This is a genomic window from Microbacterium sp. B19(2022) (assembly GCF_012030385.1).
In the GTDB taxonomy this organism is placed as follows: Bacteria; Actinomycetota; Actinomycetes; order Actinomycetales; family Microbacteriaceae; genus Microbacterium; species Microbacterium oxydans_B.
Window position 1 is genome coordinate 87,756 of record NZ_JAAUVO010000006.1, and the last position, 25,117, is coordinate 112,872.

General features: G+C 66.7%; 27 protein-coding genes and 2 tRNA genes. 16 read left to right on the forward strand and 13 right to left on the reverse strand.

The genetic code is table 11. The annotated features are described in order from the left end of the window. Window positions 1–20: 20 nt before the first annotated feature. Window positions 21–647 carry an oligoribonuclease gene (orn, locus tag HCX50_RS07035; protein ID WP_167633444.1) on the reverse strand — a complete coding sequence of 209 codons (627 nt, stop codon included), beginning with the start codon at window positions 645–647 and terminating at the stop codon, window positions 21–23. An 87-nt stretch (window positions 648–734) separates the two neighbouring features. On the opposite strand from orn, the gene HCX50_RS07040 reads away from it, so the two are divergent. After that, window positions 735–807 (forward strand) — tRNA-Arg (locus HCX50_RS07040). 80 nt (window positions 808–887) lie between these two features. Here HCX50_RS07040 and HCX50_RS07045 read toward each other — a convergent pair. Further along, window positions 888–1,157, reverse strand: coding sequence for a hypothetical protein (locus HCX50_RS07045; protein ID WP_167633445.1), 270 nt, complete (start codon window positions 1,155–1,157; stop codon window positions 888–890). 208 nt (window positions 1,158–1,365) lie between these two features. On the opposite strand from HCX50_RS07045, the gene HCX50_RS07050 reads away from it, so the two are divergent. The 4 genes from HCX50_RS07050 (at window position 1,366) to HCX50_RS07065 (ending at window position 5,074) form a co-directional block, all read left to right on the forward strand. Continuing rightward, window positions 1,366–1,881 (forward strand): single-stranded DNA-binding protein, encoded by a 516-nt coding sequence (locus tag HCX50_RS07050; protein ID WP_237682387.1) that lies wholly within the window; start codon window positions 1,366–1,368, stop codon window positions 1,879–1,881. 87 nt (window positions 1,882–1,968) lie between these two features. Continuing rightward, entirely contained in the window at window positions 1,969–2,466 is a 498-nt protein-coding gene (locus HCX50_RS19700; RefSeq protein ID WP_208617684.1) for a DUF6993 domain-containing protein, read from the forward strand. A 435-nt stretch (window positions 2,467–2,901) separates the two neighbouring features. Continuing rightward, window positions 2,902–4,581: an energy-dependent translational throttle protein EttA gene (ettA, locus tag HCX50_RS07060; RefSeq protein ID WP_091036191.1), complete on the forward strand. Its 1,680-nt coding sequence runs from the start codon at window positions 2,902–2,904 to the stop codon at window positions 4,579–4,581. Window positions 4,582–4,588: 7 nt separating this feature from the next. Further along, on the forward strand, window positions 4,589–5,074 hold the full coding sequence (locus HCX50_RS07065) for an acyl-CoA thioesterase (protein WP_091036194.1): 486 nt from the start codon (window positions 4,589–4,591) through the stop codon (window positions 5,072–5,074). 36 nt (window positions 5,075–5,110) lie between these two features. Here the strand turns inward: HCX50_RS07065 and HCX50_RS07070 are convergent, their stop codons facing one another. Further along, window positions 5,111–6,001, reverse strand: coding sequence for an acyl-CoA thioesterase (locus HCX50_RS07070; RefSeq protein ID WP_205828883.1), 891 nt, complete (start codon window positions 5,999–6,001; stop codon window positions 5,111–5,113). 50 nt (window positions 6,002–6,051) lie between these two features. Here HCX50_RS07070 and HCX50_RS07075 point away from each other — a divergent pair, with 50 nt between their 5' ends. After that, the gene (locus HCX50_RS07075; protein WP_091036197.1) at window positions 6,052–6,717 is read left to right on the forward strand and encodes a hypothetical protein; all 666 of its coding nucleotides are present in this window, start codon (window positions 6,052–6,054) and stop codon (window positions 6,715–6,717) included. A 46-nt stretch (window positions 6,718–6,763) separates the two neighbouring features. Here the strand turns inward: HCX50_RS07075 and HCX50_RS07080 are convergent, their stop codons facing one another. The 4 genes from HCX50_RS07080 to pepN form a co-directional block, all read right to left on the reverse strand. Further along, window positions 6,764–8,428, reverse strand: a complete 1,665-nt coding sequence (locus HCX50_RS07080) for an FAD-binding dehydrogenase (protein WP_091036200.1) — start codon at window positions 8,426–8,428, stop codon at window positions 6,764–6,766. Then, the gene (locus HCX50_RS07085) at window positions 8,425–8,874 is read right to left on the reverse strand and encodes a globin (protein WP_091036203.1); all 450 of its coding nucleotides are present in this window, start codon (window positions 8,872–8,874) and stop codon (window positions 8,425–8,427) included. The genes HCX50_RS07080 and HCX50_RS07085 overlap by 4 nt, the downstream gene beginning before the upstream one ends. Then, a complete protein-coding gene (locus HCX50_RS07090) occupies window positions 8,871–9,944 on the reverse strand; it encodes a mechanosensitive ion channel family protein (RefSeq protein ID WP_091036206.1) in 1,074 nt (357 codons plus the stop codon). The genes HCX50_RS07085 and HCX50_RS07090 overlap by 4 nt, the downstream gene beginning before the upstream one ends. Window positions 9,945–10,109: 165 nt before the next feature. Continuing rightward, a complete protein-coding gene (pepN, locus tag HCX50_RS07095; protein ID WP_167633446.1) occupies window positions 10,110–12,662 on the reverse strand; it encodes an aminopeptidase N in 2,553 nt (850 codons plus the stop codon). Between the two features lie 177 nt (window positions 12,663–12,839). Between pepN and HCX50_RS07100 the strand changes: the two genes are divergently transcribed. From HCX50_RS07100 to HCX50_RS07120, 5 genes are read left to right on the forward strand one after another with little or no spacing between them, the layout of a single operon-like run. Next, the gene (locus HCX50_RS07100; RefSeq protein ID WP_167633447.1) at window positions 12,840–14,024 is read left to right on the forward strand and encodes a ferrochelatase; all 1,185 of its coding nucleotides are present in this window, start codon (window positions 12,840–12,842) and stop codon (window positions 14,022–14,024) included. A gap of 38 nt (window positions 14,025–14,062) precedes the next feature. Continuing rightward, the gene (locus HCX50_RS07105; RefSeq protein ID WP_167633449.1) at window positions 14,063–14,548 is read left to right on the forward strand and encodes a ribose-5-phosphate isomerase; all 486 of its coding nucleotides are present in this window, start codon (window positions 14,063–14,065) and stop codon (window positions 14,546–14,548) included. A 1-nt stretch (window position 14,549) separates the two neighbouring features. Then, window positions 14,550–15,548 (forward strand): Fpg/Nei family DNA glycosylase, encoded by a 999-nt coding sequence (locus HCX50_RS07110; RefSeq protein WP_167633451.1) that lies wholly within the window; start codon window positions 14,550–14,552, stop codon window positions 15,546–15,548. A gap of 38 nt (window positions 15,549–15,586) precedes the next feature. Then, window positions 15,587–16,231, forward strand: coding sequence for an FMN-binding negative transcriptional regulator (locus HCX50_RS07115; RefSeq protein ID WP_167633453.1), 645 nt, complete (start codon window positions 15,587–15,589; stop codon window positions 16,229–16,231). Then, window positions 16,228–17,724: an amidohydrolase family protein gene (locus HCX50_RS07120; protein WP_167633455.1), complete on the forward strand. Its 1,497-nt coding sequence runs from the start codon at window positions 16,228–16,230 to the stop codon at window positions 17,722–17,724. The genes HCX50_RS07115 and HCX50_RS07120 overlap by 4 nt, the downstream gene beginning before the upstream one ends. Window positions 17,725–17,805: 81 nt before the next feature. On the opposite strand, the gene HCX50_RS07125 is transcribed toward HCX50_RS07120, so the two are convergent. Beyond that, window positions 17,806–18,291, reverse strand: a complete 486-nt coding sequence (locus HCX50_RS07125; protein WP_091036225.1) for a Dps family protein — start codon at window positions 18,289–18,291, stop codon at window positions 17,806–17,808. A 130-nt stretch (window positions 18,292–18,421) separates the two neighbouring features. Here HCX50_RS07125 and HCX50_RS07130 point away from each other — a divergent pair, with 130 nt between their 5' ends. Beyond that, window positions 18,422–18,958 carry a gamma carbonic anhydrase family protein gene (locus tag HCX50_RS07130; RefSeq protein WP_091036228.1) on the forward strand — a complete coding sequence of 179 codons (537 nt, stop codon included), beginning with the start codon at window positions 18,422–18,424 and terminating at the stop codon, window positions 18,956–18,958. A 30-nt stretch (window positions 18,959–18,988) separates the two neighbouring features. Further along, window positions 18,989–19,062: transfer RNA gene (locus HCX50_RS07135), tRNA-Ile, on the forward strand. Here HCX50_RS07135 and HCX50_RS07140 read toward each other — a convergent pair. Next, window positions 19,060–19,692, reverse strand: a complete 633-nt coding sequence (locus HCX50_RS07140; protein WP_167381651.1) for a helix-turn-helix domain-containing protein — start codon at window positions 19,690–19,692, stop codon at window positions 19,060–19,062. The two genes, HCX50_RS07135 and HCX50_RS07140, sit on opposite strands and share 3 nt — an antisense overlap. Window positions 19,693–19,820: 128 nt before the next feature. Between HCX50_RS07140 and HCX50_RS07145 the strand changes: the two genes are divergently transcribed. Then, complete coding sequence (locus tag HCX50_RS07145) at window positions 19,821–21,041, forward strand: globin domain-containing protein (protein ID WP_167633457.1); 1,221 nt, start codon at window positions 19,821–19,823, stop codon at window positions 21,039–21,041. 117 nt (window positions 21,042–21,158) lie between these two features. Beyond that, window positions 21,159–21,419, forward strand: coding sequence for a DUF6458 family protein (locus HCX50_RS07150; RefSeq protein ID WP_029263432.1), 261 nt, complete (start codon window positions 21,159–21,161; stop codon window positions 21,417–21,419). Between the two features lie 42 nt (window positions 21,420–21,461). Here HCX50_RS07150 and HCX50_RS07155 read toward each other — a convergent pair whose 3' ends face one another. The 3 genes from HCX50_RS07155 to HCX50_RS07165 all read right to left on the reverse strand — a co-directional run bounded on the left by HCX50_RS07155 (window position 21,462) and on the right by HCX50_RS07165 (window position 23,697). Next, complete coding sequence (locus HCX50_RS07155; protein WP_091036234.1) at window positions 21,462–21,779, reverse strand: DUF7882 family protein; 318 nt, start codon at window positions 21,777–21,779, stop codon at window positions 21,462–21,464. A gap of 169 nt (window positions 21,780–21,948) precedes the next feature. Next, on the reverse strand, window positions 21,949–22,863 hold the full coding sequence (locus HCX50_RS07160; protein ID WP_167633459.1) for a helix-turn-helix transcriptional regulator: 915 nt from the start codon (window positions 22,861–22,863) through the stop codon (window positions 21,949–21,951). 108 nt (window positions 22,864–22,971) lie between these two features. Continuing rightward, a complete protein-coding gene (locus tag HCX50_RS07165) occupies window positions 22,972–23,697 on the reverse strand; it encodes a 3'-5' exonuclease (RefSeq protein WP_091036241.1) in 726 nt (241 codons plus the stop codon). 66 nt (window positions 23,698–23,763) lie between these two features. On the opposite strand from HCX50_RS07165, the gene HCX50_RS07170 reads away from it, so the two are divergent. Next, the gene (locus HCX50_RS07170; protein ID WP_167633461.1) at window positions 23,764–24,663 is read left to right on the forward strand and encodes an alpha/beta fold hydrolase; all 900 of its coding nucleotides are present in this window, start codon (window positions 23,764–23,766) and stop codon (window positions 24,661–24,663) included. On the opposite strand, the gene HCX50_RS07175 is transcribed toward HCX50_RS07170, so the two are convergent. Further along, window positions 24,635–25,108 (reverse strand): Lrp/AsnC family transcriptional regulator, encoded by a 474-nt coding sequence (locus HCX50_RS07175; RefSeq protein WP_167633463.1) that lies wholly within the window; start codon window positions 25,106–25,108, stop codon window positions 24,635–24,637. The genes HCX50_RS07170 and HCX50_RS07175 overlap by 29 nt on opposite strands. Window positions 25,109–25,117: the final 9 nt, after the last annotated feature.

The following is a 25,117-nucleotide window of genomic DNA, read 5'->3' on the forward strand; positions in this document are numbered from 1 at the left end:
CAGGCAACCATACGAGTCTATTACATGTTCGGAGTGAACTCGGACACCGTGCGGGCGGCGATCTCGCGCGCCTCATCGCTCGAGGGGCCGGGCTCGTCGACGAAGACGGCTTCGCGGTAGTAGCGGAGTTCGCGGATCGACTCCAGGATGTCGGCCAGCGCTCGGTGTCCGCCGTCTTTCGCCGGCGCCTGGAAGAATACGCGCGGGTACCACCGCCGTGAGAGCTCCTTGATGCTCGAGACGTCGACGTTCCGGTAGTGCAGCCACTGGTCCACCTGCGGCATGTACTTCGCAAGGAACATCCTGTCGGTGCCGATCGTGTTGCCGGCGAGGGGCGCCTTGCGTTCGAGGGGCACGAAGCGCTTGATGTACGCGACCGTCTGCGCCTCCGCCTCTTCGAGGGAGATGCCGTTGGGGATCTCCTGGATGAGTCCGGAGGTCTCGTGCATCTTCGTGACGAAATCGTTCATGTGATCGAGTGCCGCAGCGCCGGGGCGGATCACCACCTGGAAACCCGGATCGATGGGGTTGAGCTCGAAATCGGTGATGACGACAGCGATCTCCACGAGCTCATCGACCGCGAGATCGAGGCCCGTCATCTCGCAGTCGATCCATACGAGGCGGTCGTTCTCGGACGCAGATACCATGCCTCCATCCTATCGACGGCCCCGACATCGCCGGTCGGGATGCCGTTCCGCGCGCACTGGCGGGTCCGCGATACTCTAGAAGGGTGCGCCTCCGTAGCTCAGGGGATAGAGCAGGAGCCTTCTAATCTCTTGGTCGCAGGTTCGAATCCTGCCGGGGGCACCTTCATCCGATCCGCGCCGGACGGCACTCGATTTCTTCGCGACGAGTGGATCGATCGGCGGGGAGCGGGCCTGTTGACCTCAGCAGTATCGAAGCGCGGCGACCGCGTCATCCACACGCCAGAATTCTCCGACGACGCGAAAGACCCCGGTTGCGAGGTGCAGGCGCTCGGCACGATAGCGGACTCCGAGCGGGTCGGAGACGATGCGCAGGTGGCCGAGGACATGTTCCCGTCGGTCCTGCACCCGCCAGAGGTGATCCGCGGCGCGGACGAGATGCTCGCGGGGAGAAGAGAGCCGGGGCGTCGCATAGGGGACGTCGGGGAGAGAGGTGGTCAAGTTTTCGGACATCGGAACTCCTTTCGTGATTCGAAGCTATGACCGACCACCGACATTCGCTCTCCGTCGCGACACGCGCTGTGATCTGCTCTTTCTGCACCGAAAGGCGGTCGCGAGAACTGTCCACGCTTCGTGCGTTCCGGGTCGGTGGCCGGGTGCGGTGCGGGCCAGGCTGGGGCGATCCGGACGAGCGCCGCTCCGGTCGACGAAAGGACAGCACATGATCGACATGGTCACCATCGTGGGAAGAGTCGCCACGGATCCGACTCAGAGTCAGACCGGGGGAGGCGTGCCCGTCACGAACTTCCGTCTCGCGAGTACCCACCGTCGTTTCGACGCCGCCACGCAGGAGTGGACGGATGCCGGGACCAACTGGTTCTCGGTAGCCGCATTCCGGAACCTCGGCGAGAACGCCAAGGCATCGTTGCGAACCGGCGACAGCGTGATCGTCACCGGGCGGCTGAAGATCCGCAACTGGGAGAGCAACGGCAAGCACGGCACGAGCGTCGACATCGATGCGGACACCATCGGGCATGACCTGCGGTGGGGCACGACGGCTTATCGGCCGCAGTCGCGTCCGGCCGCGGCCGGACCCTCCGCGACGCCGAATGCAGAGGGCAGCAGCCCAGAGGAATCGGTGGACGATGACTCCGGGTCGGAGCAGGTCCTGCATGATTCCGAGCCGCTGGACCTGTCGTGGGCTGCGCCTGCCTCGAGCGCGGGCGCCATGTCCTGACGGTCGTCCCGGCCCCGTGCTCGATCCAGGTGTGCGGGGCGCCGGCGGCGCGCAGGGCCGGATTGCCAGGCCACGTAGACTCGGCGTGTGCTTCGTCGTTCGGTCCTCTCGTCGCCGCGCGCGGCCGCTGCCCTCGTGGCTTCCATCGCCGCGCTCCTGCTGCTTTCCGCCTGCGCACCGACGCCAGGCCCGTCTGCCTCACCCACGGCTGTGGCGTCGCCGACGCCCGGGACGACGACTCCCGCGGAACCGACACTCGTACCCGACGGCACCGCCGAGGAGAACCTCCCGTTCTTCACCGCGGTAGCCGAACGCGTCTGGGCAACGGATCAGCGGGGGGCCGGGCGGGCGTACATCGATGCTCTGGTCACGGCAGGATTCGATCGGAGCGCGATGCAGGTAACGCAGGATCAATCGACGGTCGGCAACCCTGCGGAGAGCCTGCAGTTCTCCGTACGCTGGGGCGACAGCGAATGCCTCGTCGGCCAGGTGGGCCCGTCCACCGGACGTGTCGTCACCGTCGTGATGCCGCAACTCGCCGAGGGGCGCTGCCTCGTCGGGACCACGCGTCCGATCGACTGGTGACTCGCCAAGGGGCCGGTAGCACATCTGCCATCCGCTGATGCGGTGATTGGGGGGCAGTGTGATGGCTCGGCAGCGCACCGACGTGCGAAGCTGAGCAGATGCTGCTGCGCGTTGAGGTGTTTCCCGTTGAGACGCGGCGCTGGGTTGCGGTCATCGATGCGCCTGGAGGGACGTTCTCTACCGAATGCGCACGACCTGAGGATGTGCCCGGTGAAGTCGACTCCGTCATCCGAGGCGTGCTGAAGATCCGCCGGTTCGCTACCGAACTCGTCGATGACCTCGGACGACCGTGGAGCCCCGCAGACGGCAGAGCCCAGTCCAGCCGCCGGGGAATCGTCTGACCGCCGCCCCGGAGGTAGTCTTAGGTAGATTTCCGCACCGCTTCAGCAGTGTGACGGCAGGTTCGATTCTGATCAGCAAAGGTGTTTAAACGGTATGGCTGAGTACATCTACTCGATGGTGCGTGCGCGTAAGGCAGTGGGCGAGAAGCTCATCCTCGACGACGTCACCATGGCGTTCCTTCCCGGAGCCAAGATCGGCATGGTCGGTCCGAACGGCGCCGGAAAGTCGACGATCCTCAAGATCATGGCCGGTCTCGACACTCCATCGAACGGCGAGGCGAAGCTCTCGCCCGGCTACTCGGTCGGCATTCTGATGCAGGAGCCTGAGCTCGACGAGTCCAAGACGGTGATCGAGAACATCCAGGACGGCATCGCGATCAAGCCGAAGGTCGACCGTTTCAACGAGATCTCGCTGTTGATGGCCGAGCCCGACGCCGACTTCGACGCCCTGCTCGCGGAGATGGGCACGCTGCAGGAAGAGATCGACGCAGCCGACGGCTGGGACCTCGACTCGCAGCTCGATCAGGCGATGGACGCTCTGCGGACGCCCCCGGCCGACGCGGCGATCGCGCCGCTCTCCGGTGGAGAGAAGCGTCGAGTCGCTCTCGCGAAGCTGCTCCTGCAGAAGCCCGACCTCCTGCTCCTCGACGAGCCCACCAACCACCTCGACGCCGAGAGCGTGCTCTGGCTCGAGCAGCACCTGCAGGCGTACAAGGGTGCCGTGATCGCGATCACCCACGACCGGTACTTCCTCGACCACGTCGCCGAGTGGATCGCCGAGGTCGACCGAGGCCGTCTCATCGGCTACGAGGGCAACTACTCGACCTACCTGGAGAAGAAGGGCGAACGCCTCGAGGTCCAGGGCAAGAAGGACGCGAAGCTGGCCAAGCGCCTCAAGGAGGAACTGGAGTGGGTCCGCTCCAGCGCGAAGGGCCGCCAGACCAAGTCGAAGGCCCGTCTCGCGCGCTACGAGGAGATGGCTTCGGAGGCGGAGCGGACCAGGAAGCTGGACTTCGACGAGATCCAGATCCCCGCGGGTCCGCGTCTGGGTGGCATCGTCATCGACGCCAAGAAGCTGCAGAAGGGCTTCGACGGTCGCGTCCTGATCGACGGCCTGAGCTTCAACCTCCCGCCGAACGGCATCGTCGGCGTGATCGGACCCAACGGTGTGGGTAAGACCACGCTCTTCAAGACGATCGTGGGTCTGGAGCCGCTCGACGGGGGAGACCTGAAGATCGGTGAGACGGTCAAGATCAGCTACGTCGACCAGTCGCGTTCCAACATCGATCCGAACAAGACGCTGTGGGAGGTCGTCTCCGACGGCCTGGACTACATCACCGTCGGCAAGACCGAGATCCCGTCCCGTGCTTACGTGTCGAAGTTCGGCTTCAAGGGCCCGGACCAGCAGAAGAAGGCTGGTGTGCTCTCCGGCGGTGAGCGCAACCGCCTGAACCTCGCGCTGACGCTCAAGGAGGGCGGCAACCTGCTGCTCCTCGATGAGCCGACAAACGACCTCGACGTCGAGACTCTCAGCTCGCTCGAGAACGCCCTGCTCGAGTTCCCCGGTTGTGCGGTGGTGATCACTCACGACCGGTGGTTCCTCGACCGCATCGCGACGCACATCCTCGCCTACGAGGGCACCGACGAGAAGCCCGGCCAGTGGTACTGGTTCGAGGGCAACTTCGAGGCGTACGAGGAGAACAAGATCGAGCGCCTCGGCCCCGACGCCGCGAAGCCGCACCGGTCGACGCACCGCAAGCTGACGCGCGACTGAGGCCGAGATGTCCGCTTCGCCGGGGCCGCGTCTTCACATCCCGATCCACCTCCGCTGGGGTGATCTGGATGCGTTCAACCACGTCAACAACACTTCGATGCTGAAACTGCTCGAAGAGGCTCGTGTCAGAGCCTTCTGGCGTGCCGGCCCCGGCGAGGAGGCACCATCGACGGCGGTGCTCGACTCCGGCATCGACGAGGGCATCCTGACCCTCATCGCACGCCAGGAGATCGAGTACCTCGCGCCCGTGCCGTATCAGCGACGTCCGCTCGAGGTGCAGATGTGGTTCGGCAAGCTCGGCGGCTCGAGCGTCGAAGTCTGCTACGAGGTGCACAACGACCCCAGTGCAGAACCGCGACAGATCTACGCCCGATCGACCGCGATCATCGTGCTGGTCGACGCTCAGACCGGGCGCCCCACTCGGCTCACGCAGGAGATGCGCGACGCCTGGGAGCCGTACGTGGGCGCCTCGATCGAGTACTCCCACCGCTGATGTGCCGTTCACAGCGGATGACGCTGGGAACGGCCTCTAGGGCGACTCTTCGGGCACGCGGATCATGATCTCCTGCGCGACGCTCGCGACCAGCGCGCCATCGCGCGTGTAGATGCGTCCTATGGCGAGTCCACGCCCCCCGCGCGCATTCGGCGACTCCTGCACGTAGAGCAGCCACTCGTCGACCCGCGCCGGGCGGTGCCACCACATCGCATGATCGAGGCTCGCGACCTTCAGACCCGGAAGCGCCCAGTAGACGCCGTGGGCCCGCAGAATCGACTCCTGGATCGTCATGTCGCTGAGGTAGGCGAGAGCCGCTCGGTGCAGGCGCTGGTCGTCGGGGAGCGGGGCACGCAATCGCATCCACACGGCTTGGCGGGGCACTTGCTCATCTTCGCTGGGCAGGTACATCGGAGAGTCGACGTGGCGCACGTCGGCCGCCCGTTCGCTGAGCATCCGCGTCGTGCCTTCGGGCAGCCCGTGGACACGCTCTTCATCCGGGGCGAGCTCGTCGGGGTCGGGAATGCCCGCCGGCATCGGCTCGGCATGCTCCACGCCGGGATCGGCGTCCTGGAACGAGGCGATCATCGAGAAGATCGGCACGCCGTTCTGGTATGCCTGGGTCCGCCTGGTCGAGAACGACCGGCCGTCGTGGATACGATCCACCGCGATCGTGATTCCCTGGCTCGCATCCCCGGGACGCAGGAAGTACCCGTGCATCGAGTGCACTGCGCGGTCCTCGGGAAGCGTCCGCTCCGCGGCGAGCAGAGCCTGAGCGAGCACCTGGCCCCCGTAGATGCGGCCGCTCGGCATCGGATGCGAGGAGCCGGTGAAGATGTCCTCTGTGGTGCGAGCCTGAGCCGCGTCGAGATCGAGGACCTCGAGGAGTCGCTCGACGGTTTGGATGGCGTGCTGGTCCGCGCTCATGTGTTCCTCTCCGCGACCCCACACGCCGCACCGTTGGTAGTTTAGAACGCGTGCCTCATCACCTCCTCCTCGCCGACCCCGACACCGCGAAGGATGTTCTGACCTTCGTCGGTCGAGCGACCAGGATCACCGACGAAGGGGTGCGCCTGCAGGCGGCGAACGGTGTGCTCGCGCTGACCACCGCCGTACTCGCACCGCAGGGTCTGTTCGACCAGACGCCGACCGTCCTGGCGATGCGCATCGTGCATGCCGACCCAGAGCTCGAGTGCGACATCGTCGTCGATCAGCTCTCGAAGACGGACGACGCCGAACGACTCACTCTCCCGGAAACGGGTCTCTCTCCGGCCTGGGCTGGCATCGCCCCACCTCGGAGCGCGTGGGCGACGGAGGCGACGCTGGGAGCTTCCGTCATCGCGCAGCGTGCCCAGTGGGGGATCTCGGCCGTCGCACGGGGGGCGGGCCCCGGCTCAGGTGAAGAAGCGGTCCGCGCACTCCGCGCGGCGATCTGGGGTGAACCCGATGAGGATCTGGGAGGGCTGCCCCGAGGCGCAGCGTTCGCCGCCGATGCGATGGGCTTCATCTCCGGCGAAGAGCAGGTCCAGATCTCGCGATCCGGCAGGTGGACTCGTCTCACCTTCCGTCGCGGACATGTTCTGGTGCGTGGTCCCGTGGCCACCGGGCTGACGGGCATCCGTTCCACAGGCTCCGCCGTTTAGTCGCCGCGCCCGGATTCTCCCCGCGCTCGGTTTCGAACCGTCTTCGTCAGCCCGCGGCTGCGGCTGCGCGGCCGGCGGCTCTGCCGGAGAACAGGCATCCTCCGAGGAAGGTGCCTTCGAGCGCGCGATAGCCGTGAACTCCACCACCGCCGAAACCGCTCGCCTCACCTGCGGCGTAGAGTCCGGGGATCGGGTCTCCGCTCGCATCGAGGGCACGGCCTTCGAGGTCGGTGTTGATCCCGCCGAGCGACTTGCGCGTGAGGACGTGGAGTTTGACCGCCACCAGCGGCCCGGCGCTCGGGTCCTGCAGGCGATGTGGTGCTGCGGTGCGGATCAGCTTGTCGCCGCGATAACCACGCATGGAACGAAGCATGCCGATCTGCGCATCCTTCGTGAAGTCGTTGTCCATCTCTCGATCTCGGGCGACAACCTCGCGGCGGACATTGTCGATGTCGAGGAACTCGCCGCCGGGGTGGCGCTGCATCTGCTCGAGCAGCGACTCGAGGTCGTTCTCGACGATGAAGTCCTCACCCTCATCGAGGAAGGACTGCACCGGTCCGGTCGGCCCTTTGGCGAGTCTCGACTTCAGCAGCAGCTGGACGTCTTTGCCGGTGAGGTCGGGATTCTGCTCGCTCCCCGAGAGCGCGAACTCCTTCTCGACGATCTGCCGCGAGGTGACGAACCAGGAATGATCGTGACCGGTGGTCCGCAGGTGCTCGAGGGTCCCCAGGGTGTCGAACCCGGGGAACAGCGGTACCGGGAGGCGCTTGCCCGTCGCGTCCAGCCAGAGCGATGACGGCCCAGGGAGGATCCGGATGCCGTGAGACGGCCAGACCGGGTCCCAGTTCGTGATGCCCTCGACGTAGTGCCACATCCGGTCGCCGTTGATGAAGCGCGCACCGGCGGCCGCGCTCACGCTGTACATGGATCCGTCGACATAGGCGGGTACCCCCGTGAGCATATGCTCGGGGGGAGCGCCGAGGCGTTCGGGCCACGCAGCCCGTACGAGGTTGTGGTTCCCGCCGATGCCGCCCGAGGAGACGATGGTCGCCCCGGCTGCGATCTCGAACTCGCCGACGATCTCGCGCGACGACACCGCGCCACGCAATGCACCCGACGAGGCGAGCACGTTTCCGCGGGCACCGGTGACCGAGCCGTCGGTCACGACGAGTTCGGAGACCCGATGTCGCGGGAGGACCGTCAGGCGTCCTTCCCGCTCGCCCTGCTCGATGGCGGCGGCGAAGGGGGCGACGATCCCCGGCCCGGTGCCCCAGGTGATGTGGAATCGCGGAACCGAGTTGCCCGGTCCGATGGCGCCGTAGCCGCCGCGTTCCGCCCAGCCCACGACGGGGAAGAACCCGACGCCGCGCTCGCGCAGCCACGAGCGCTTCTCTCCGGCTGCGAACTGCAGGTAGGCCTCTGCCCAGCGCCTCGGCCATTCGTCTTCCGGCCGGTCGAACCCGGCGTTGCCGAACCAGTCCTGGGTCGCGAGCTCGAGGGAGTCCTTGATCCCGAGCCGCCGCTGTTCGGGGGAGTCGATGAAGAAGAGCCCGCCGAACGACCACCAGGCCTGACCGCCGAGGTTCGTACGCGGCTCCTGGTCCACCAGGATGACGCGACGGCCGGCGTCGAGAGCCTCGGAGGCGGCGACGAGTCCGGCCAGCCCCCATCCGATCACCAGAACATCTGTGGACAGGGGCTTCGTCGTCATGAGTTCTCCGTTGATTCCTGACGTGATCGGGTTTCGAGTGTGGGGCGACCACCGGGAGCGGCCCCGATCCCCGAAGGCTCGAATGTGTTCACCATGGCATACGCAGCCCGCTCCAGGTAGTCCCAGAGCGTCGCTTCGTGCAGAGGAGACAACTGCGCCTCGTCCACGGCGGTCCGCATGTGACGAAGCCAACGATCGCGTGCGTCGGCATCGATGTGGAACGGCATGTGCCGCATCCGCAGTCGGGGATGCCCACGCGTGTCGCCGTACGTCGTCGGACCGCCCCAGTACTGCTCGAGGAACATGCGGAGCCGGTCTTCGGCGGGGCCGAGGTCTTCCTCTGGATACATCGGCTTCATCACGGGATCGAGGGCGACCTCGCGGTAGAACACCGACACGATCTTCGCGAAGGTGTCATGTCCGCCGATCTCGTCGTAGAACGTCACTTCTGGGGACTCCCGTCGTCGTTCGGCTTCTTGCGCCGCCAGATCCCGCGGTCGGGGATCACTGGCACGCCCGTCACCGCGTTGGGTCGCGTCCGGGGAGGATTCGCGCCTCGTACCCGGCGGGCGCCATCGAGCCCCGTCGGCACGACATCGACCATGCGTGGCACGCTGATCTCCTTCTCGAGGAGCGCGGCGCGCAGGCGGCGGCGCAGCTCCTGTGCCACGTCATCCTTCGCGTTGGCGCGTGCCTTGATCACGATGCGGACGACGAGAGCGTCACCGTCGATCGACTCCAGTCCCCAGAGTTCCGGCTTCTCGATGATGCGCGTGCGCCACTTCGGGTCTTTCGCCAGCCCCTGCGCGGTCTCGAGCATGACGTGCTCGACCTGCTCAAGGTCGGAGTCGGCCGGGACGCCGAGGTCGATGATCGAGCGAGCCCATCCCTGCGACATGTTGCCGATGCGGGTGACCTCGCCGTTTCGCACGTACCAGAGGGTGCCGTTGACGTCGCGCACTTGGGTGATACGAACGCTGACGTACTCCACGACACCGCTCGCTAGTCCGAGGTCGACGACGTCACCGATGCCGATCTGGTCCTCGGCCACGAGGAACATGCCGTTGAGCACGTCCTTGACGATGTTCTGTGCGCCGAAACCGAGACCGGCGCCGACCGCTGCGGTGAGCAGGGTCAGCGACCCCAGCAGGCTTTGGTCGAGGGCGTTCACGATGAGCACGATCGCGATGACCACGAGCATCACGTTGACGATGTTCTGCAAGATGGTGCCGAGCGTGCGGGTGCGCTGGACTAGTCGCATATCGGCGAGCGGCGACCGCTCCAGCGCCTGGGTGTCATCGACCGATGCTTTGCTCTTCGCGCTGTCGACGATGCGGTGGACGACCCGTCGGATGACCAGGCGCAGGATGAGCCCGATCACCACACAGCTGGCGATGATGATCGCGACGGTGAGGGCCTTCATGCCGACGTGGCTCAGCCATTCGAGCAGGTTCGTCACCCAGTCGGGAAGGGGGGTTTCCACGGGAGGATCGTTGACATCGAAGGGGAGCATCATCAGTCACGATCCTAGCGAGCGGGCCTCTGTGCGGGCTGGATGGATGCGCCGTACGAAAACGGAGACCATCCACGTCCGCTATGGCGTGTCCGTGCTGGACACTCCGAGAGCGAGGTGGGTGGTCTCCGTTTCGAGAGACTCCCGGTGGGAGTTGACGCGGGGCGCTCAGTCCTCCGCGTCGCGTGCCTGTGCAGCGAGTGCGCGCTCGACGTCGGCGAGGTTCTCGAGTACCAGGCGTCGGAGTGCAGGCGCGGCGTCCTGGTTGGTGGCCAGCCAGGAGCGCGTCGCGTCACGGAGTGCAGCGTCGGCGAGAGCCGTCGGGAAGAGTCCGACGATCAGATACTGAGCGATCTGGTACGTGCGCGACTCCCAGATGGGAAGCAGCATGTCGAAGTAGGCGGGGACGAACTCTCCCAGGACTGCGGCGCCAGCAGGATGCGTGAACCCGAGCGCGGCCGAGCGGACGATCGTGTTGGGGGCATCGTCTCGCTCGATGAGGGAGGCCCATGCCGCTTTCTTGGACGCCGAGTCGGGCAGAGACGCCCGCGCCTGAGCGGCGAATTCCCCGCCCTTGGCGGTGTTGTCCGCTGCCAGAGCGGCATCGATGGCCGCGGCATCGGTGGCACCGATGGTGGCGAGACCCACGAGCAGCTGCCAGTTCAGGTCTGCGTCGATCTCCAGACCGTGAAGCGTGTCCTCACCGGAGCGCAGACGGCCCACGATTCCCGCGTGGTCCTGGGTCACCAGGGCGTTCGCGAAGGCGGTGACGAACTGCAGCTGGCTGTCGCTGCCCGGCTCGGCCGACTCTGCCAGGCTCCACAGCCCGTCGGCGACCTTGAGGCGTGCCGCCTCGCGCTCAGCCGGAGCGACATAGAGCGTGGCGGCCGTCCGCAGTTGAGCGAGCGTGGTGCGCACGGTCGTCGACTCGGTTTCCCGGCCGATGTTCCCGAGCACGAGGTCGATGTAGGCGGAGGCCGCCGTCTCCGCATCCCGCGTCTGATCCCACGCGGCACCCCAGACCAGCGAGCGGGCGAGCGGATCGTGGATGTCGGCCAGGTGCGCGATCGCGGTGGCGAGCGACTTCTCGTCGAGCCGGATCTTCGCGTACGCGAGGTCCTCGTCGTTGAGCAGCACGAGGTCGGGGCGGGCGATGCCCTGCAGCTCCGGCACCTCGGTGCGGTCGCCGTCGACGTCGACCTCGAGGTAGTGCGTGCGCGTGAGTGAACCGTCCGCCAGCGTGTAGAAGCCGATGCCCAGACGGTGGGGTCGGATGGTCGGGTAGTCCGCGGGGGCCGTCTGGGTGATGGCGAAGCGCGAGATCGTCCCGTCATGGTTTTCGGCGATGACCGGCTCGAGCGTGTTGACTCCGGCCGTCTCCAGCCACTTCTTCGACCAGGTGCTCAGGTCGCGGCCGCTGGTTGCCTCCAGCTCCGAGAGCAGGTCGCTCAGCTCGGTGTTGCCCCACGAGTGCTTCTGGAAGTACTGCGAGACACCGGCGAAGAACGCCTCGATGCCGACCCAGGCCGCGAGCTGCTTCAGGACCGAGCCGCCCTTGGCGTAGGTGATGCCGTCGAAGTTGACCTGCACGTCTTCGAGGTCGTTGATCTCTGCGACGATCGGGTGGGTGGAAGGCAATTGATCCTGGCGGTACGCCCAGGTCTTCTCCATGGCGTTGAACGTCGTCCACGCTTCGGTCCACTCGGTGGCTTCGGCGGTGGCGATGGTCGACGCCCACTCGGCGAACGACTCGTTCAGCCAGAGATCGTTCCACCACTTCATCGTGACGAGGTCGCCGAACCACATGTGCGCGAGCTCATGAAGGATCGTGACGACGCGTCGCTCCTTGACGGCGTCGGTCACCTTGCTGCGGAAGACATAGGTCTCGGTGAACGTCACCGCTCCTGCGTTCTCCATCGCGCCGGCGTTGAACTCCGGGACGAACAGCTGGTCGTACTTGGCGAACGGGTACGGAACCCCGAACTTCGACTCGTAGTAGGCGAAACCCTCGCGGGTCTTGTCGAAGATGTAGTCGGCATCGAGGTGCTGCCACAGGCTCTTGCGTCCGTAGACGCCGAGGGGGATCACGCGACCCGACGCGCTGGTGAGCTCCGAGAACGTGGACTCGTACGGTCCGGCGACGAGAGCGGTGATGTACGAGGAGATGCGCGGCGTCGGCTCGAAGCCCCAGGTCGCCGTCGAGTCGTCGTCGTGCACGATGGGCTCTGGCGTGGGGGAGTTGGAGACGACCTTCCATGAAGCCGGGGCCGTCACGGTGAACTGGAACGTCGCCTTGAGGTCGGGCTGCTCGAACACCGCGAACACGCGACGTGAGTCCGGGACCTCGAACTGCGAGTAGAGGTAGACCTCTTCGTCGACCGGGTCGACGAAGCGGTGCAGGCCTTCGCCGGTGTTCGTGTAGAGGCAGTCGGCGTCGACGACCAGCACGTTCTCGGCCTGCAGTCCGGTGAGGGCGATGCGCGAGTCGGCGAACACCTCGTTCGGATCGAGCTGTTCGCCGTTGAGCGAGATCTCACGCACGTCGCGCGCGATCAGATCGATGAAGCTGAAGCTCTCCGGCGTCGCGGTGAAGCGCACCACGCTGCGGGAGCCGAAGACCTCGGCACCCTTGGTCAGATCGAGGGCGACTTCATAGGACTGAGTGTCGATGACGTCGCGGCGCTCCTGCGCTTCGATACGGGTGAGGTTCTCTCCAGGCACAGCTGTACTCCCAGGGGTGAGGGGATGTCACCGGGGTGGGCGCAGTTGGCGCCGACGGCAACCCTGACAGCCTACGCCAGTGCGGCGACTGCCTCCTCGCATCGAAGTCGGGAACGGAGCGGGATAGAAACGGTGCGGTGGGACCCCCGTGGTCCGTCGAGGTGAAAGGATGGAGGGGTGACTGCGATCGAGCCGAATGCCGTTCCCTTTGCCTCGCCTGCTGCCGCCGGCGGTGCGCCCTTCGTGACCACGCCGGTCGCCTATGACGCGATCCTCCTCGCGGGGTTCGGTGGTCCAGAAGGCCAGGAAGACGTCATCCCGTTCCTCCGGAACGTGACCCGTGGCCGAGGAATCCCCGACGAACGGCTCGAGGAGGTCGCGCATCACTATCGGCACTTCGGCGGGGTGAGTCCGATCAACGGACAGAACCGTGTGTTGAAGCAAGCACTCGAGGCCGCCCTCGCCGCACGCGGGATCACGCTCCCCGTCTACTGGGGCAACCGCAACTGGGCGCCGTATCTCGAAGAGGTGGTGACCGAGGCCTCGGCCAACGGTCACAACACGCTGCTCGCGTTCGCCACCAGCGCTTACAGCTCTTTCTCCAGCTGCCGCCAGTACCGCGAGGACTTCGCCCGCATCCTGGAGGAGACCGGACTGGGCGAGACCGTGACGATCGACAAGATCCGACCTTTCTACGACCACCCCGGTTTCGTGGAGGCATTCGAGACCGGAGTCCGCGAGGCTGTCGAGGGTTTCCTGGCCGACGGCATCGCGGCGGCGAACATCCAGATCCTGTTCTCCACCCACAGCATCCCGACGGCCGACGCCGAGCGCTCCGGCGCACGAGACATCGACTGGGGAGAGGGAGGCGCGTACGCCGCGCAGCATCTCGCCGTGGCTGCCTGGGTCATGGATCGGGTTCGCCAGACGGTTCCCGCGGCCGCTGACGTCTCGTGGGAGCTCGTCTACCAGTCCCGGTCCGGCCCTGCCTCGCAGCCGTGGCTCGAACCCGACGTGTGCGACGTGATCGGTGAGCTGCCCGACCGAGGACGCAAGGCGGTGGCGGTCGTCCCTGTCGGCTTCATGAGTGATCACATGGAGGTCCTGTGGGACCTCGACACCGAGGCGGCTGAGGCCGCGGAAGAGGCCGGACTCGCCTTCACCCGCACCCCCACGCCCGGCGTGTCACCGGCATTCGTCGACGGCATCGTCGACCTGATCCAGGAACGGCTCCAGGGTCGCCCCAATGAGGAGCGTGCCCATGTCACGCCACTCCCCGGCGGCTTCGACGTCTGCCGGCCAGGGTGCTGCGAGAACATTCGGGCGGGCTTCAAGCCCGCCGCCGCCGGCGTCGCCCCATGACCCCGGAGTCGACCATCGCCGCTTCTAGGATGGAAGTCATGCGCATCCACATCGCCACCGACCATGCGGGACTCGACTTCTCCACCCAGCTGCAGGAGCACTTGCGCGCCGCGGGGCATGAGGTCGTCGATCATGGCCCGATCGAGTACGACGCGGTCGACGACTATCCGGCGTTCTGCATCCGCGCGGCTCAGGCGGTCATCGCCGACCAGCGCGACGGTGTCGAGGCTCTCGGCGTCGTCTTCGGCGGTTCGGGGAACGGTGAGCAGATCGCAGCGAACAAGGTCGACGGGGTGCGGGCCGCTCTGGTGTGGAACCTCTCGACGGCCGAGCTCGCCCGTGAGCACAACGACGCGAACGTCATCTCGATCGGTGCCCGGCAACACTCCTTCGAAGAAGTGACCTCGTTCATCGATCGGTTCATCCAGACACCGTTCTCGGGTGATGAGCGCCACGTGCGACGGATCGGGCAGATCGCGGACTTCGAGCGCGACGGGTCCCTGCTGCCGGATCCCCGGGCCTGACATGCCCGAGGGCCACTCCGTTCACCGGATCGCGCGGCAGTTCGATCGCAACTTCGTCGGCAAGACCCTGAGCGCGTCCAGCCCGCAGGGCCGGTTCGCCGAGGGAGCCGCGGTTCTCGACGGACGTGCGGCCGTCAGTGTGCAGGCCGTGGGCAAGCAGATGTTCCTCGAGACGGAGGGCGACCTCTGGCTGCGTGTGCACCTCGGTCTCTACGGCGCCTGGGACTTCGCCGGCGAGATCATCGTCGATCCGACCATCGCTTCGGCCAACGGGCGGATGGGGCAGACGAACCAGCGCGGCACCCTGCTCGACGAGGCCATCCTCGATGACGCCGGTGAGAACTCTCTCGCATCCATCGGGGCGCCACGGCGCACGAGGGTGCATGTGCGCATGTCGGAGCAGACGAAGGGCCTCGCCGACGAGGGACTCGAATGGCCGCCTCCGGTCGTCGGACAGGTGCGTCTGCGCCTCATGACCGACATCACCGCCGCCGACCTGCGCGGTCCGACGGCGTGCGTGCTGCAGACGCCGGAGGAGATGCTGGCAACGATCGCCAAGCTCGGGCCCGACCCGCTGGTCGGAGATCCGGTCGAGAACGAGGAGCGGTTCGTCCGGGCGGTCGGGAAGAAGTCGACGGTCATCGCGCTGCTGCTGATGGACCAGTCCGTCGTGAGCGGGATCGGCAATGTGTACCGCGCCGAGATGCTCTATCGGCAACGGTTGAATCCCCACACTCCGGGCCGAGACGTCCCGGAGGAAGTCGTGCGCGCGCTCTGGCACGACTGGGTGCGGCTCCTGGCGATCGGCGTCGAGACGGGCCAGATGATGACGATGGATGGTCTCACCGCCGAGGACTACCGCGCAGCGATGGCGAACCGCGACGACCGGCACTGGGTCTACCACCGGGCGGGGCTGCCGTGCCGGGTCTGCGGCACGGAGATCGCGCTCGAGGAGATCGGCGCCCGCAAGCTCTATTGGTGCCCGCGCTGCCAGGCGTGACGGGCTCCGTGGCCCCGCATCCGTTCTAGGCTGAACGCATGCGACAGAATCCGAGCTTCACGCTCGTCGACGTGGCCGAGATCCGCCGGGTAGTAGAGCTGAACCCCTGGGCGACGATCATGAGTGCCGGAGACGACGGTCTCGTCGCTTCGCACTACGCGGTGCTCCTGGACGAGACGCGCGACGACCTCACCATCGTCGGGCATGTCGGACGTCCCGACGACCTCATCCACGGAATGGGGGAGCGCGAGCTCCTCGTCGTGATCCAGGGGCCGCACGGCTACATTTCGCCCGGCTGGTATGGCGACGTGCAGGCGGTGCCGACGTGGAATTACACCGCCGTGCACCTCGCCGGGGTGCCGGAGATCCTCTCCGACGAAGAGAACCTCGTCGTGCTCGACCAATTCGTCGCACGATTCGAGTCGCGGATGCCGGAGCCGAAGCTGATGTGGGAGCGTCCGAACGATCCCGCCTACGTGGAACGGCTCGCGTCGGGAACGGTCGGATTCCGCTTGAGTCCGAGTCGCGTGGTCGCCAAGCGCAAACTGAGCCAGAACAAGTCGCCGGACACGATCGAGACGGTGATCGCCGCGCTCACGGCAGACGGACCTTACGCGAATCCGGCTCTGGCCGCGGAGATGCGGCGCGCACAGGACGCGCGCCGGGGAGGGCAAAAACAGTGACGGAGCGCGGAGCTGCCATCGGCACGATCACGGCCGCACGGATCGCAGGGCCGGGTCGCGAGTTCTTGGTCGACGATGAGCCGGTCGACATCTTCATCGGGGATGGTCGCATCGTCGATATCGCCCCGACCGGATCGCTGCCGTCGCGGGGTGAAGTCCTCGACGCCGAGGGCGCGTGGGCTATTCCCGGGCTCTGGGACAACCATGTCCACACCGTTCAGTGGGCGCTGACTTCGGAGCGGGTGCCGCTGGGCCATGTGGATTCAGCCGCGGCCGCAGCCGCAGCCATGAGTGGCATCGACGCGCTGTCGGACGGCCGTCGCGTCGGCACGGGGTTCCGCGATGCGCTGTGGGCCGATCGGCCGTCGATCGAGCTTCTGGATGCCGCGACCGGCGCGGTGCCCACGTACCTGATCAACGCCGATGTCCACAGCGTCTGGCTGAACACTGCTGCGCTCACCCGCGAGGGCTTCCGAAGTGACGACGGGATGCTGCGGGAGACGGATGCCTTCGAGATCTCCCGACGTCTGAATGCCGTCGATGCCGCGCACGGTGACCGTGCCATGTCTCGTGCCGGCGAACAGGCCGCTGCACGAGGCGTCACCGGCCTCGTCGATTTCGACATGGCGTGGAGCGCAGAGGCATGGCCGAGACGCGTGCAGGCGGGATTCGCATCGCATCGTGTCGAGTTCGCGGTGTACCCGTTCGACCTCGATCGAGCCATCACGGCCGGGTTGCGGACAGGAGAGCTCCGGGAGGAGTCCGGTGCGCCCGTCGCCGGGCACGGACTCATCCACGTCGGACCGCTCAAGATCATCACCGACGGGTCACTCGGAACGCGCACGGCCGCTTGCTCCCACCCCTATCCCGGCGATCCTGACAACTTCGGGATGCTGACGGTGCCGTCGAACGAGCTCGTGGAGCTCCTGACACGGGCGACCGGAGCCGGACTGGGCGTCGCCGTGCACGCGATCGGAGACCGGGCGATCACGTCGGCGCTGGATGCGTTCACGACCACGGGCGCTGTCGGCTCGATCGAGCACGTGCAGCTCGTGCGGCACACCGACCTGGCTCGGTTCGCGCGTCTCGGCGTCGTCGCCAGCGTGCAGCCGCAGCACGCCGTCGATGACCGCGATCTGGTAGACCGTCACTGGCGCGAGCAGACGGCCATCGGCTACCCACTGGCATCTCTGCAGGCTGCCGGAGCACAGCTGCGTTTCGGCTCGGACGCTCCCGTGGCTGAGCTCGATCCGTGGCACGCGATCTCTGCTGCCGTTTCACGCACCGACGACGATCGAGCACCTTGGCATCCGGAGGAGAGGCTCCCTCTCGACCAGGCGCTCGAAGCCAGCGTGCGTTCCGCACTACGACCCGGTGAGCCGGCGGACATCGTCCTCTGCGGGCGCGATCCGCGGACGGCGACAGGGGAGGCTCTGCGGTCGATGCCCGTTCTCGCGACCGTCCTGGCGGGACACGCCACCTTCGCGGGCTGACAGGTCTGATCGCATGACGAAGGGGTGACGCTCGGAGATCCGAGTGCCACCCCTTCGTCGTAGGTCAGGCGTCTTCTGCGATCAGGCGGCGATGTGCGAGACGAGGAACCAGCGGTCCTTCTCGAGGCCGCGCTGGATCTCGATGGCCACGTCCTGGCTCGTCAGATCGACCTCGTCGAGCCCATCGACGGCGGCCTTGACGTCGACCAGAATCGCGTCGATGTCGGCGATCACGGCGCGGATCAGCTCGTCCGACTGGGTGAAGCCCGCGGGAACCGTGGTCGCACCGGCCTTCTCAGCCACTGCGCTCACACGCGCGTCGATCGGCAGCCCGAGGGCGACGATCCGCTCGGCGGCGGTGTCGGCGAAGTCGCCGGCGTGCGCGACGATCGTGTCGAGAAGCTCGTGGACGCCGACGAAGTTGGCGCCACGGACGTGCCAGTGCGCCTGCTTGCCGTTGACGGTCAGCGCCTGGAGGCCGAGCACCACAGGGGAGAGGAACTGGGCCGCCCCTGCAGCCACGGTCGGGTCGATGGCGGTGGTGGAAACGGTCTGTGCCTTGCTCATCTTGTGCTCCTCCGAAGGGAAATCGCGTATCTGATGTATGCAACGCTACTCAGGCTCAGACATTCCGCAAGCAAGCTGAGGCTCGGCTCACTTCCGCATGATTCCGCGGGCATTCGGGTAGCCTCACCTCATGAGCATCGCTGCCGGAGCTTCCGTCCTCGCCCTGCCGAACCGCAGTCCCTCCATCGATGACACGGTGTTCGTCGCGGATGGCGCCCGCATTATCGGGGAGGTCTCGCTCGCGGCCGGCGCGAGCGTCTGGTACAACGCCGTGCTGCGCGGTGACTCCGCAGGGATCTTCATCGGCCGGGACTCGAACGTGCAGGACAACGTCTCGGTGCACGTCGATTCCGGCCACCCCGTGTCTGTCGGCGCCAAGGTGTCCATCGGTCACAATGCCGTCGTGCACGGTTGCACGATCGGCGATGGCACGCTCATCGGCATGGGTGCCGTGATCCTCAGCGGAGCGAGGATCGGCGCCGGGTGCCTGATCGCGGGCGGTGCGGTGGTGCTCGGCGAGACGGAGATCCCGGCCGGTTCACTCGTGGCCGGTGTCCCCGCGAAGGTGCGCCGCGCACTCAGCGAGGACGAGCGATCGCGTCTGATCGCGAACGCTGACACGTACCTCGACCACTCGCGCACCCACGCCGAGGCGACGCAGGCCTGAACGTGCCGACCGATAGGCTGGGTCGGGTACGGGGCGGTGGCCAAGCTGGTTAAGGCAGTGGGCTCATAACCCAACGATCGCGGGTTCAAGTCCCGCCCGCCCTACTCGTCGCCATCAGCAGCTTGTGAGTCGCCACGGGTGAGGAATAGCCGACAGGTGTGGCTCGTGACGAACGGTTCGAGGAGCTTCACCTCGAGCGGGCCGTCACTGTGCCGGAGGACATCACGCACCAATTGAGCGTGAACACCGCAGACGAGCTCCTGATCCGCGTCGAGCAGGTCATGATAGCGACACGGGGTGAGGTCGAACCGTAGCGTCTCCTCATCGACGACGGGGCTCAGGCCGGCATCATCGAGATGCTCGTAGAGCACGTCGACCTGACGCAACGCGTCGGCCTCGAGCCCGTGCGATGATTCACGCGACATCGCACGCAGCATGCGCCCCCGCGAGACTGCGCCTTCGACGCGTGCACGCGCCACGGTGCTCGACTCGGCGTCGCGAACAGGGTGAAACACCACCGGCGGCCGGCCGCGTCTGCCCAGCACCAGTGTTTCGCTGCGGATCAGCCCTTCGTCTTCGAGGACCCGAACATGATCCCGCACGGTGTTGAGGGGGATTCCGCTGTGCTCCGCCAGCTCACCTGCGGAGCGGCCCGGCGTCTGTTGGATGGCGTGGAGCAACTGGAGCCGACGGGGTTGTGTCAGCCCGCGAAAGTCATGGGCGCGGCGGGGCATGTGCCGAGAGTAGACGGGGAGGAGACCGTGCGTCCTCTGTTCGACCGGAAATAAACCGGTAGAACAGAATGCGATGTTCGCGACGACTCGGGATGGTGGAACAAACATCACGAGAAGGGCGGAAAGCCATGGAGCTCACACCAGAATCCGAGGCCATCGTTCGGGCGACCGCCGGTGTCGTCGCAGAGCATGCCGACGAGATCACCACTCTGTTCTACCGCGAGATGTTCGCGGTGCACCCCGAACTGCTCCGAGTGTTCAACCGTGCGAATCAGGCGATCGGAGAGCAGCCGAAGGCTCTGGCGGCATCGATCGTCGCATTCGCCATGCAGCTGATCGATCCCGAGGCGCCCGACTTCGCACCCGTGATGCGTCGCATCGCGCACAAGCATGTCTCACTGGGGATCAAGGCACGCCAGTACACGATCGTCGGTCATCACCTCCTCGATGCGGTCGGAACCGTGCTCGGCGACGCCGTCACGCCGGATGTCAGGGCTGCGTGGGACGAGGTGTACTGGCTTTTCGGGTGCTCGCTGATCGCCGAGGAGGCGAAACTCTACGCACTCGGCGGCACGGATCCCGAGCGTCCCTGGCGGAAGCACCGCGTGGTGGAACGGGTGGAGGAATCGGCTGACGTCATGTCGCTGGTGCTCGCGCCCGTCTCCGGAGATGTCGCAACCCATCGCGCGGGGCAGTTTGTGACCATCGCCGTCGATCTGCCGGACGGTTCGCGTCAACCCCGCCAGTACACGATCTCGTCCGGGCCCCGCGGTGATTCGCTGCGTGTGACGATCAAGCGCGTGCGCGGAGGGGGAGACACGCCTGACGGTCAGGTTTCGACGTGGCTGCATGAGAACGCGCGTCCGGGAACGCTGCTCGACGTATCGCAACCTGCCGGCGACGTCATCGTGGACGACACAGACAACCCGCTCGTCCTGGTGTCTGCCGGTATCGGAATCACCCCGGTCGCCGCGATCATCGAAGACCTCTCCCGCCGCTTCCCGGCGCGTACCGTGCGGCTGTTCCATGCCGATCGCTCGCACGACACCCACGCACTGTACGCATCGTTGCGCAGGCAGGTGCTGGCCATGGACGATGCCCGTGCGCAGAACTGGTACCGGGAAGACGCGGGAACCGCGCCGACTCTCCGACCCGCGTTCGCGGGGCGGATGGACCTCGCCACCATCGAGCTGCCGGACGACGCCGACGTCTTCATGTGCGGACCACTGGATTTCATGCGTACGTGTCGATCGACGCTCCTGGCACGCGGCATCCCGCCGGAGCGGATCTCGTATGAGGTGTTCGGGCCGGATCTCTGGGCGCAGCAGCCGACGGCCGCGGCCGCCTGATCGTCGACCCGGAATGGGTCCGAGCGAGAATGCGGCCGCTGTCAAGCCCCTCCCCGGCACCATCCTCGGACGAGATCCTTCCCACGTGCGGCATGGCGCCGCAGAACGGGAGGCACCATGAGCATCGGCAGCGGAATCGCACTCTTCGTGATCGGAGCGATCCTCGTCTTCGCGGTGAACGTCGACATCCAATGGGTCGACCTCGACATGGTCGGGTACATCCTGATGGGCGCCGGCGTCGTCATCTTCCTCATCGGCATCGTGCTGCTTGCGCGGCGGCGTCGGACGGAGACCGTTTCGCGCACATTCGTCGACCCCGCGACGGGCGAGCCCACGACTCGCCGATCCGTCAGCTCCAGCGGCGACGACGCAGTGTGAACAGCGCGGATGGTCTCCGACGATCTCGGTCGTCGGAGACCATCACTCCGCGGGACTGCTCTCGAGATGCTCCTCGATGAGTGTGATGCCTCCGCTGGAACTCGCCGAGTGCGCGAGTTCCTCGATCCATTTCCGGCTCAGGTCCGGCGACTCCGGCTCCTGGAACACGAACCGGAGCGGGATCGATGGGTGGAGCCAGAGCGTCGAGCGCCCAGGAGCGTCGCCCTCCGGGTGCCGCCATGAGAGCGTGAAGCTCTCGTTGCGACGCAGTTTGGTGGCGATGACGACTTTCAGGTGTGCGAGTGCGCGATCGTCGATCTGGATCGGGGTCTGTGCGTCGCCGTAGTACAGGCTCCCCATCAGCGAACGAACATCGCGATGGGACGGGGGGCAGGGATCATGCGACTCCTCGACGGCGTGGCCACGGACCGAGAGGCTCCGGGTAATCGAACTCTAGCCAACGACGCCAGCACGCACCGTACCGGGGTCACGAACCGCCGCAGAATGCGAACAGACTCTTCGCCCGGTGTCACACCGAGAGCACTGACGGTGGTGTGCCGAAGGCCTGCTGGTAGGCCGTGGCGAAGCGTGACGAGTGGTTGAAGCCCCAGCGGCGGGCGACTTCGCCCACCGAGCGCCCGTCGCCGCTCTGGAGGTCTCTGCGTGCCCCCTCGAGTCGCGCCCGGCGGAGAGCTTGCGCGGGAGTGATGTCGAGGGCTCGCCGGAACGCGTACTGGAGCCCTCTCGTGGAGATGTAGGCAGCGGCTGCGACATCGTCGACCGTGATGGGCAGGTGCGCGTTCTCGTCGATATAGGCAAGGGCCCTGCGGACGGCGATCGGAGCCCCGGCCCGCTGGGCGGGGCGACGCAGGGCTTCGGAGAAGGTCGTGGGGAAGGCGGAGAGGGTCATCATCAGCGCATGGCGTTCGAGTTCGGCGGCGATCAGCGGATCGGAGCCCGAGAGGGCGAGTGCCTGGTCGACGTACGCGAACATCGACTCCCAGCGCCGCGCGTCGACGGCTGAATGCGGCGCGAGTCCCGTCGTGCGCAGCGTCAGAGTGTCATCGCCGGTCAACCGTCGTGCCCGCTCTTCGGCTACGGGTCGATCGAAGACGAGAGCACGCACGTCGGCCGACCGGTCCCACTTCGCCTCCACCCGGGTGCCGTCGGTGATCCACGGCGCTGCCGAAACCAAGCTGTTGCGCGCGGACCAGACGCGAGCATCCGGGGCGTCGACACGGCACACCAGGATCTGGTCGAGTGGTTCCGCCGTCGAATGCACTTGCGCCGCGAGCCGGTAGTTCACGAGCGTGACGCTGCGGAGCTCTTCGGACCGCCAGTCGAATCGGAATCGCCGAGGGTCGGCATCCTGAAGTGCTGCAGAGGGAACGAACTGCTGCCACGTGGACTCGACCTGCTCGATGTCGGTGGACGTGAACTGCATGGGTGCTCCTTGTTCCTCGCGCCGCGATCCCACTCGACGGCGCCTCTCTGGAGCGTAGCTCAGTGTGTCGACTACAGCGCACCTACGCTCGGGCGGGGTTCGGCTCTCTCACTCCGCGGCGGTTCGCGTCGATCGCACGGGCCAGCTGCCGTCGATCGACTCCTCCGGATCGAGTCGGCCGATGCTCACGAAGTACTCCGTGAGGCTGGCCGCCTGCGAACGTGCCCACCCGATCTGACTCGTGTGCAGCTCTGCCGAGGTGGCGGGGAGGGCGAAGCGACGAGCGAGGGCTTGCGCCACGCGACCGGCGGCGATCGCATCCGCAGATGCCTCATGCGCACCTTCGAGCACGACCGCGTAATGGGCTGCGACCACTTCGAGTGTGCGTCGCCCACGGCGGTATCGGTCGTATGCCTTGTCGATCACGAGAGGATCGATGACGGGGGAGGGGTCGGTCAAAGGGACGATTCCATGCCGGGCGGCCTCGTGCGCGAGCAGCGAGAAGTCGTATGCGGCGTTGTAGGCGACCACCGGCACGTTCTGCTCCAGCAGCGACCGCAGGGCCGCGGTGACCTCTGTGACGACTTCGGGCGACGGCCGTCCCTCCGCCCGAGCGTGTTCCGTGGTGATGCCGTGTACTGCAGTCGCACCCTCCGGAATCGGGACCCCTGGATCGGCGAGCCACGTGCGGGCCGCGATCTGGCGTCCTGCGGCATCGAGGACACCGACGTACGCGGTGACCACGCGATCCGACTCGACATCCACGCCGGTCGTCTCCAGATCGAACACTCCGACACGGGTGAGCCACGCAGGAAGCGGGGGACCGGATGGCATGCCTTCACGCTATGCGCGGCCGCAGACATCCAGGAGAAGGCGCACGGCGACTCGTAGACTCGGAGCATGACCGTGCCTTCCCCCTATGCGGACCGCCTTCGTCGACTCCCCGTGCAGCGCCACGAGGTCGAGGTGCGTGGAGCGACAACGGCGTACTGGGTCTACGGGCCGGAGAACGCGGAGACGACGGTAATCGCGGTGCACGGTTTCCGGGGTGATCATCATGGGCTCGAACCTGTGCTGGCGTACCTCCCCGAGGTGCGTGTGGTTGCGCCTGATCTTCCCGGGTTCGGCGAGTCGGCGCCCCTGCCCGGGCGCAGGCACGACCTGGACGAGTACGCCGGCTGGCTCGCCGACTTCGCAGCGGCGGTCGCTCCCGGCGCCGTCATCCTGGGCCACTCCTTCGGATCGATCGTGACCGCAGCGGCAGTCTCCCGAGGGCTGCGGACTCCGCGCTTGATCCTGCTGAACCCGATCGGGGCGCCGGCGCTGGAAGGGCCGAAGGGGCTCATGACCCGCTTGGCCGTCTTCTACTACGCTCTCGGCGCCCGCCTTCCGGAGAGACTCGGCACGGCGCTGCTGCGCAACCGCATCATCGTCCGAGTGATGAGCGTCACGATGGCGAAGACCAGAGATTCCGCGCTCCGTCGTTTCATCCACGACCAGCACGACACATACTTCTCTCGGTTCTCGGACCGGGATGTGCTCCGAGACGCCTTCGTCGCGAGTGTCTCGCACGACGTCCGCGAATTCGCTCGCGAGATCGATGTTCCGACCCTGCTCGTCGCAGCAGAGCGTGACGACATCACTCCGATCGAGGCAGAACGGAAGCTGGCGGCACTGATCCCCGACGCGACACTCGTGGAGATCGCCGACGTGGGGCACCTCATCCACTACGAGACGCCGGCCGAGGCGGCGGGAGCCGTTCGTCGGTTCCTCAGGATTCCCGTCGCGCGAGGCCGATAAGACCGGCGACCCGGAACGGGATGACCTCGCCCATCGCGAGTGAAGTCTCCGTGCGCTCGACGCCTTCGATCGAGAGGATGCGGGCGTCGGTGTCGAAGAGATGTCGAGCGTCTCGGCACGCGACTCGGGCGAGCAGGTCGATCGAGCCGCTCAGACCGTGCACCTGCACGACTTCGGGGATCCGCGCGAGTTCATTGATGATGCGGGGCAGCTCGGTCTGCCGGACGCCGATGCTCACGAACGCCTGCAGGGGGAAGCCCAGCACGTCCGGAGAGAAGGACCGCTCGTAGGAGAGGAAGATCCCGCTCTGCTCGAGGCGCGCCATCCGCGCCTGGATCGTGTTGCGGGAGAGCCCGAGATTCTCCGCCAGCGCGACGATGGTGATCCTCGGATCGTCGGCGAGGGCGGCGAGAAGCTCGAGATCGATGCGGTCCAGTCCTGGCATAGTGCCAAA

Bases quoted from the DNA above. Each gene is read 5' to 3' on its own strand.
- HCX50_RS07070 (WP_205828883.1), bottom strand. From the start codon at position 6,001: ATGAGCGCGGACCAGCACGCCATCCAAACCGTCGAGCGACTCCTCGAG.
- HCX50_RS07080 (WP_091036200.1), bottom strand. From the start codon at position 8,428: ATGACGACGAAGCCCCTGTCCACAGATGTTCTGGTGATCGGATGGGGG.
- HCX50_RS07065 (WP_091036194.1), top strand. From the start codon at position 4,589: ATGTCCGCTTCGCCGGGGCCGCGTCTTCACATCCCGATCCACCTCCGC.
- HCX50_RS07170 (WP_167633461.1), top strand. From the start codon at position 23,764: ATGACCGTGCCTTCCCCCTATGCGGACCGCCTTCGTCGACTCCCCGTG.
- HCX50_RS07105 (WP_167633449.1), top strand. From the start codon at position 14,063: ATGCGCATCCACATCGCCACCGACCATGCGGGACTCGACTTCTCCACC.
- HCX50_RS07125 (WP_091036225.1), bottom strand. From the start codon at position 18,291: ATGAGCAAGGCACAGACCGTTTCCACCACCGCCATCGACCCGACCGTG.
- HCX50_RS07130 (WP_091036228.1), top strand. From the start codon at position 18,422: ATGAGCATCGCTGCCGGAGCTTCCGTCCTCGCCCTGCCGAACCGCAGT.
- HCX50_RS07150 (WP_029263432.1), top strand. From the start codon at position 21,159: ATGAGCATCGGCAGCGGAATCGCACTCTTCGTGATCGGAGCGATCCTC.
- HCX50_RS07145 (WP_167633457.1), top strand. From the start codon at position 19,821: ATGGAGCTCACACCAGAATCCGAGGCCATCGTTCGGGCGACCGCCGGT.
- HCX50_RS07165 (WP_091036241.1), bottom strand. From the start codon at position 23,697: ATGCCATCCGGTCCCCCGCTTCCTGCGTGGCTCACCCGTGTCGGAGTG.
- ettA (WP_091036191.1), top strand. From the start codon at position 2,902: ATGGCTGAGTACATCTACTCGATGGTGCGTGCGCGTAAGGCAGTGGGC.
- HCX50_RS07050 (WP_237682387.1), top strand. From the start codon at position 1,366: ATGATCGACATGGTCACCATCGTGGGAAGAGTCGCCACGGATCCGACT.
- HCX50_RS07160 (WP_167633459.1), bottom strand. From the start codon at position 22,863: ATGCAGTTCACGTCCACCGACATCGAGCAGGTCGAGTCCACGTGGCAG.
- HCX50_RS07140 (WP_167381651.1), bottom strand. From the start codon at position 19,692: ATGCCCCGCCGCGCCCATGACTTTCGCGGGCTGACACAACCCCGTCGG.
- HCX50_RS07090 (WP_091036206.1), bottom strand. From the start codon at position 9,944: ATGATGCTCCCCTTCGATGTCAACGATCCTCCCGTGGAAACCCCCCTT.
- HCX50_RS07110 (WP_167633451.1), top strand. From the start codon at position 14,550: ATGCCCGAGGGCCACTCCGTTCACCGGATCGCGCGGCAGTTCGATCGC.
- HCX50_RS07045 (WP_167633445.1), bottom strand. From the start codon at position 1,157: ATGTCCGAAAACTTGACCACCTCTCTCCCCGACGTCCCCTATGCGACG.
- HCX50_RS07155 (WP_091036234.1), bottom strand. From the start codon at position 21,779: ATGGGGAGCCTGTACTACGGCGACGCACAGACCCCGATCCAGATCGAC.
- orn (WP_167633444.1), bottom strand. From the start codon at position 647: ATGGTATCTGCGTCCGAGAACGACCGCCTCGTATGGATCGACTGCGAG.
- HCX50_RS07115 (WP_167633453.1), top strand. From the start codon at position 15,587: ATGCGACAGAATCCGAGCTTCACGCTCGTCGACGTGGCCGAGATCCGC.
- HCX50_RS07175 (WP_167633463.1), bottom strand. From the start codon at position 25,108: ATGCCAGGACTGGACCGCATCGATCTCGAGCTTCTCGCCGCCCTCGCC.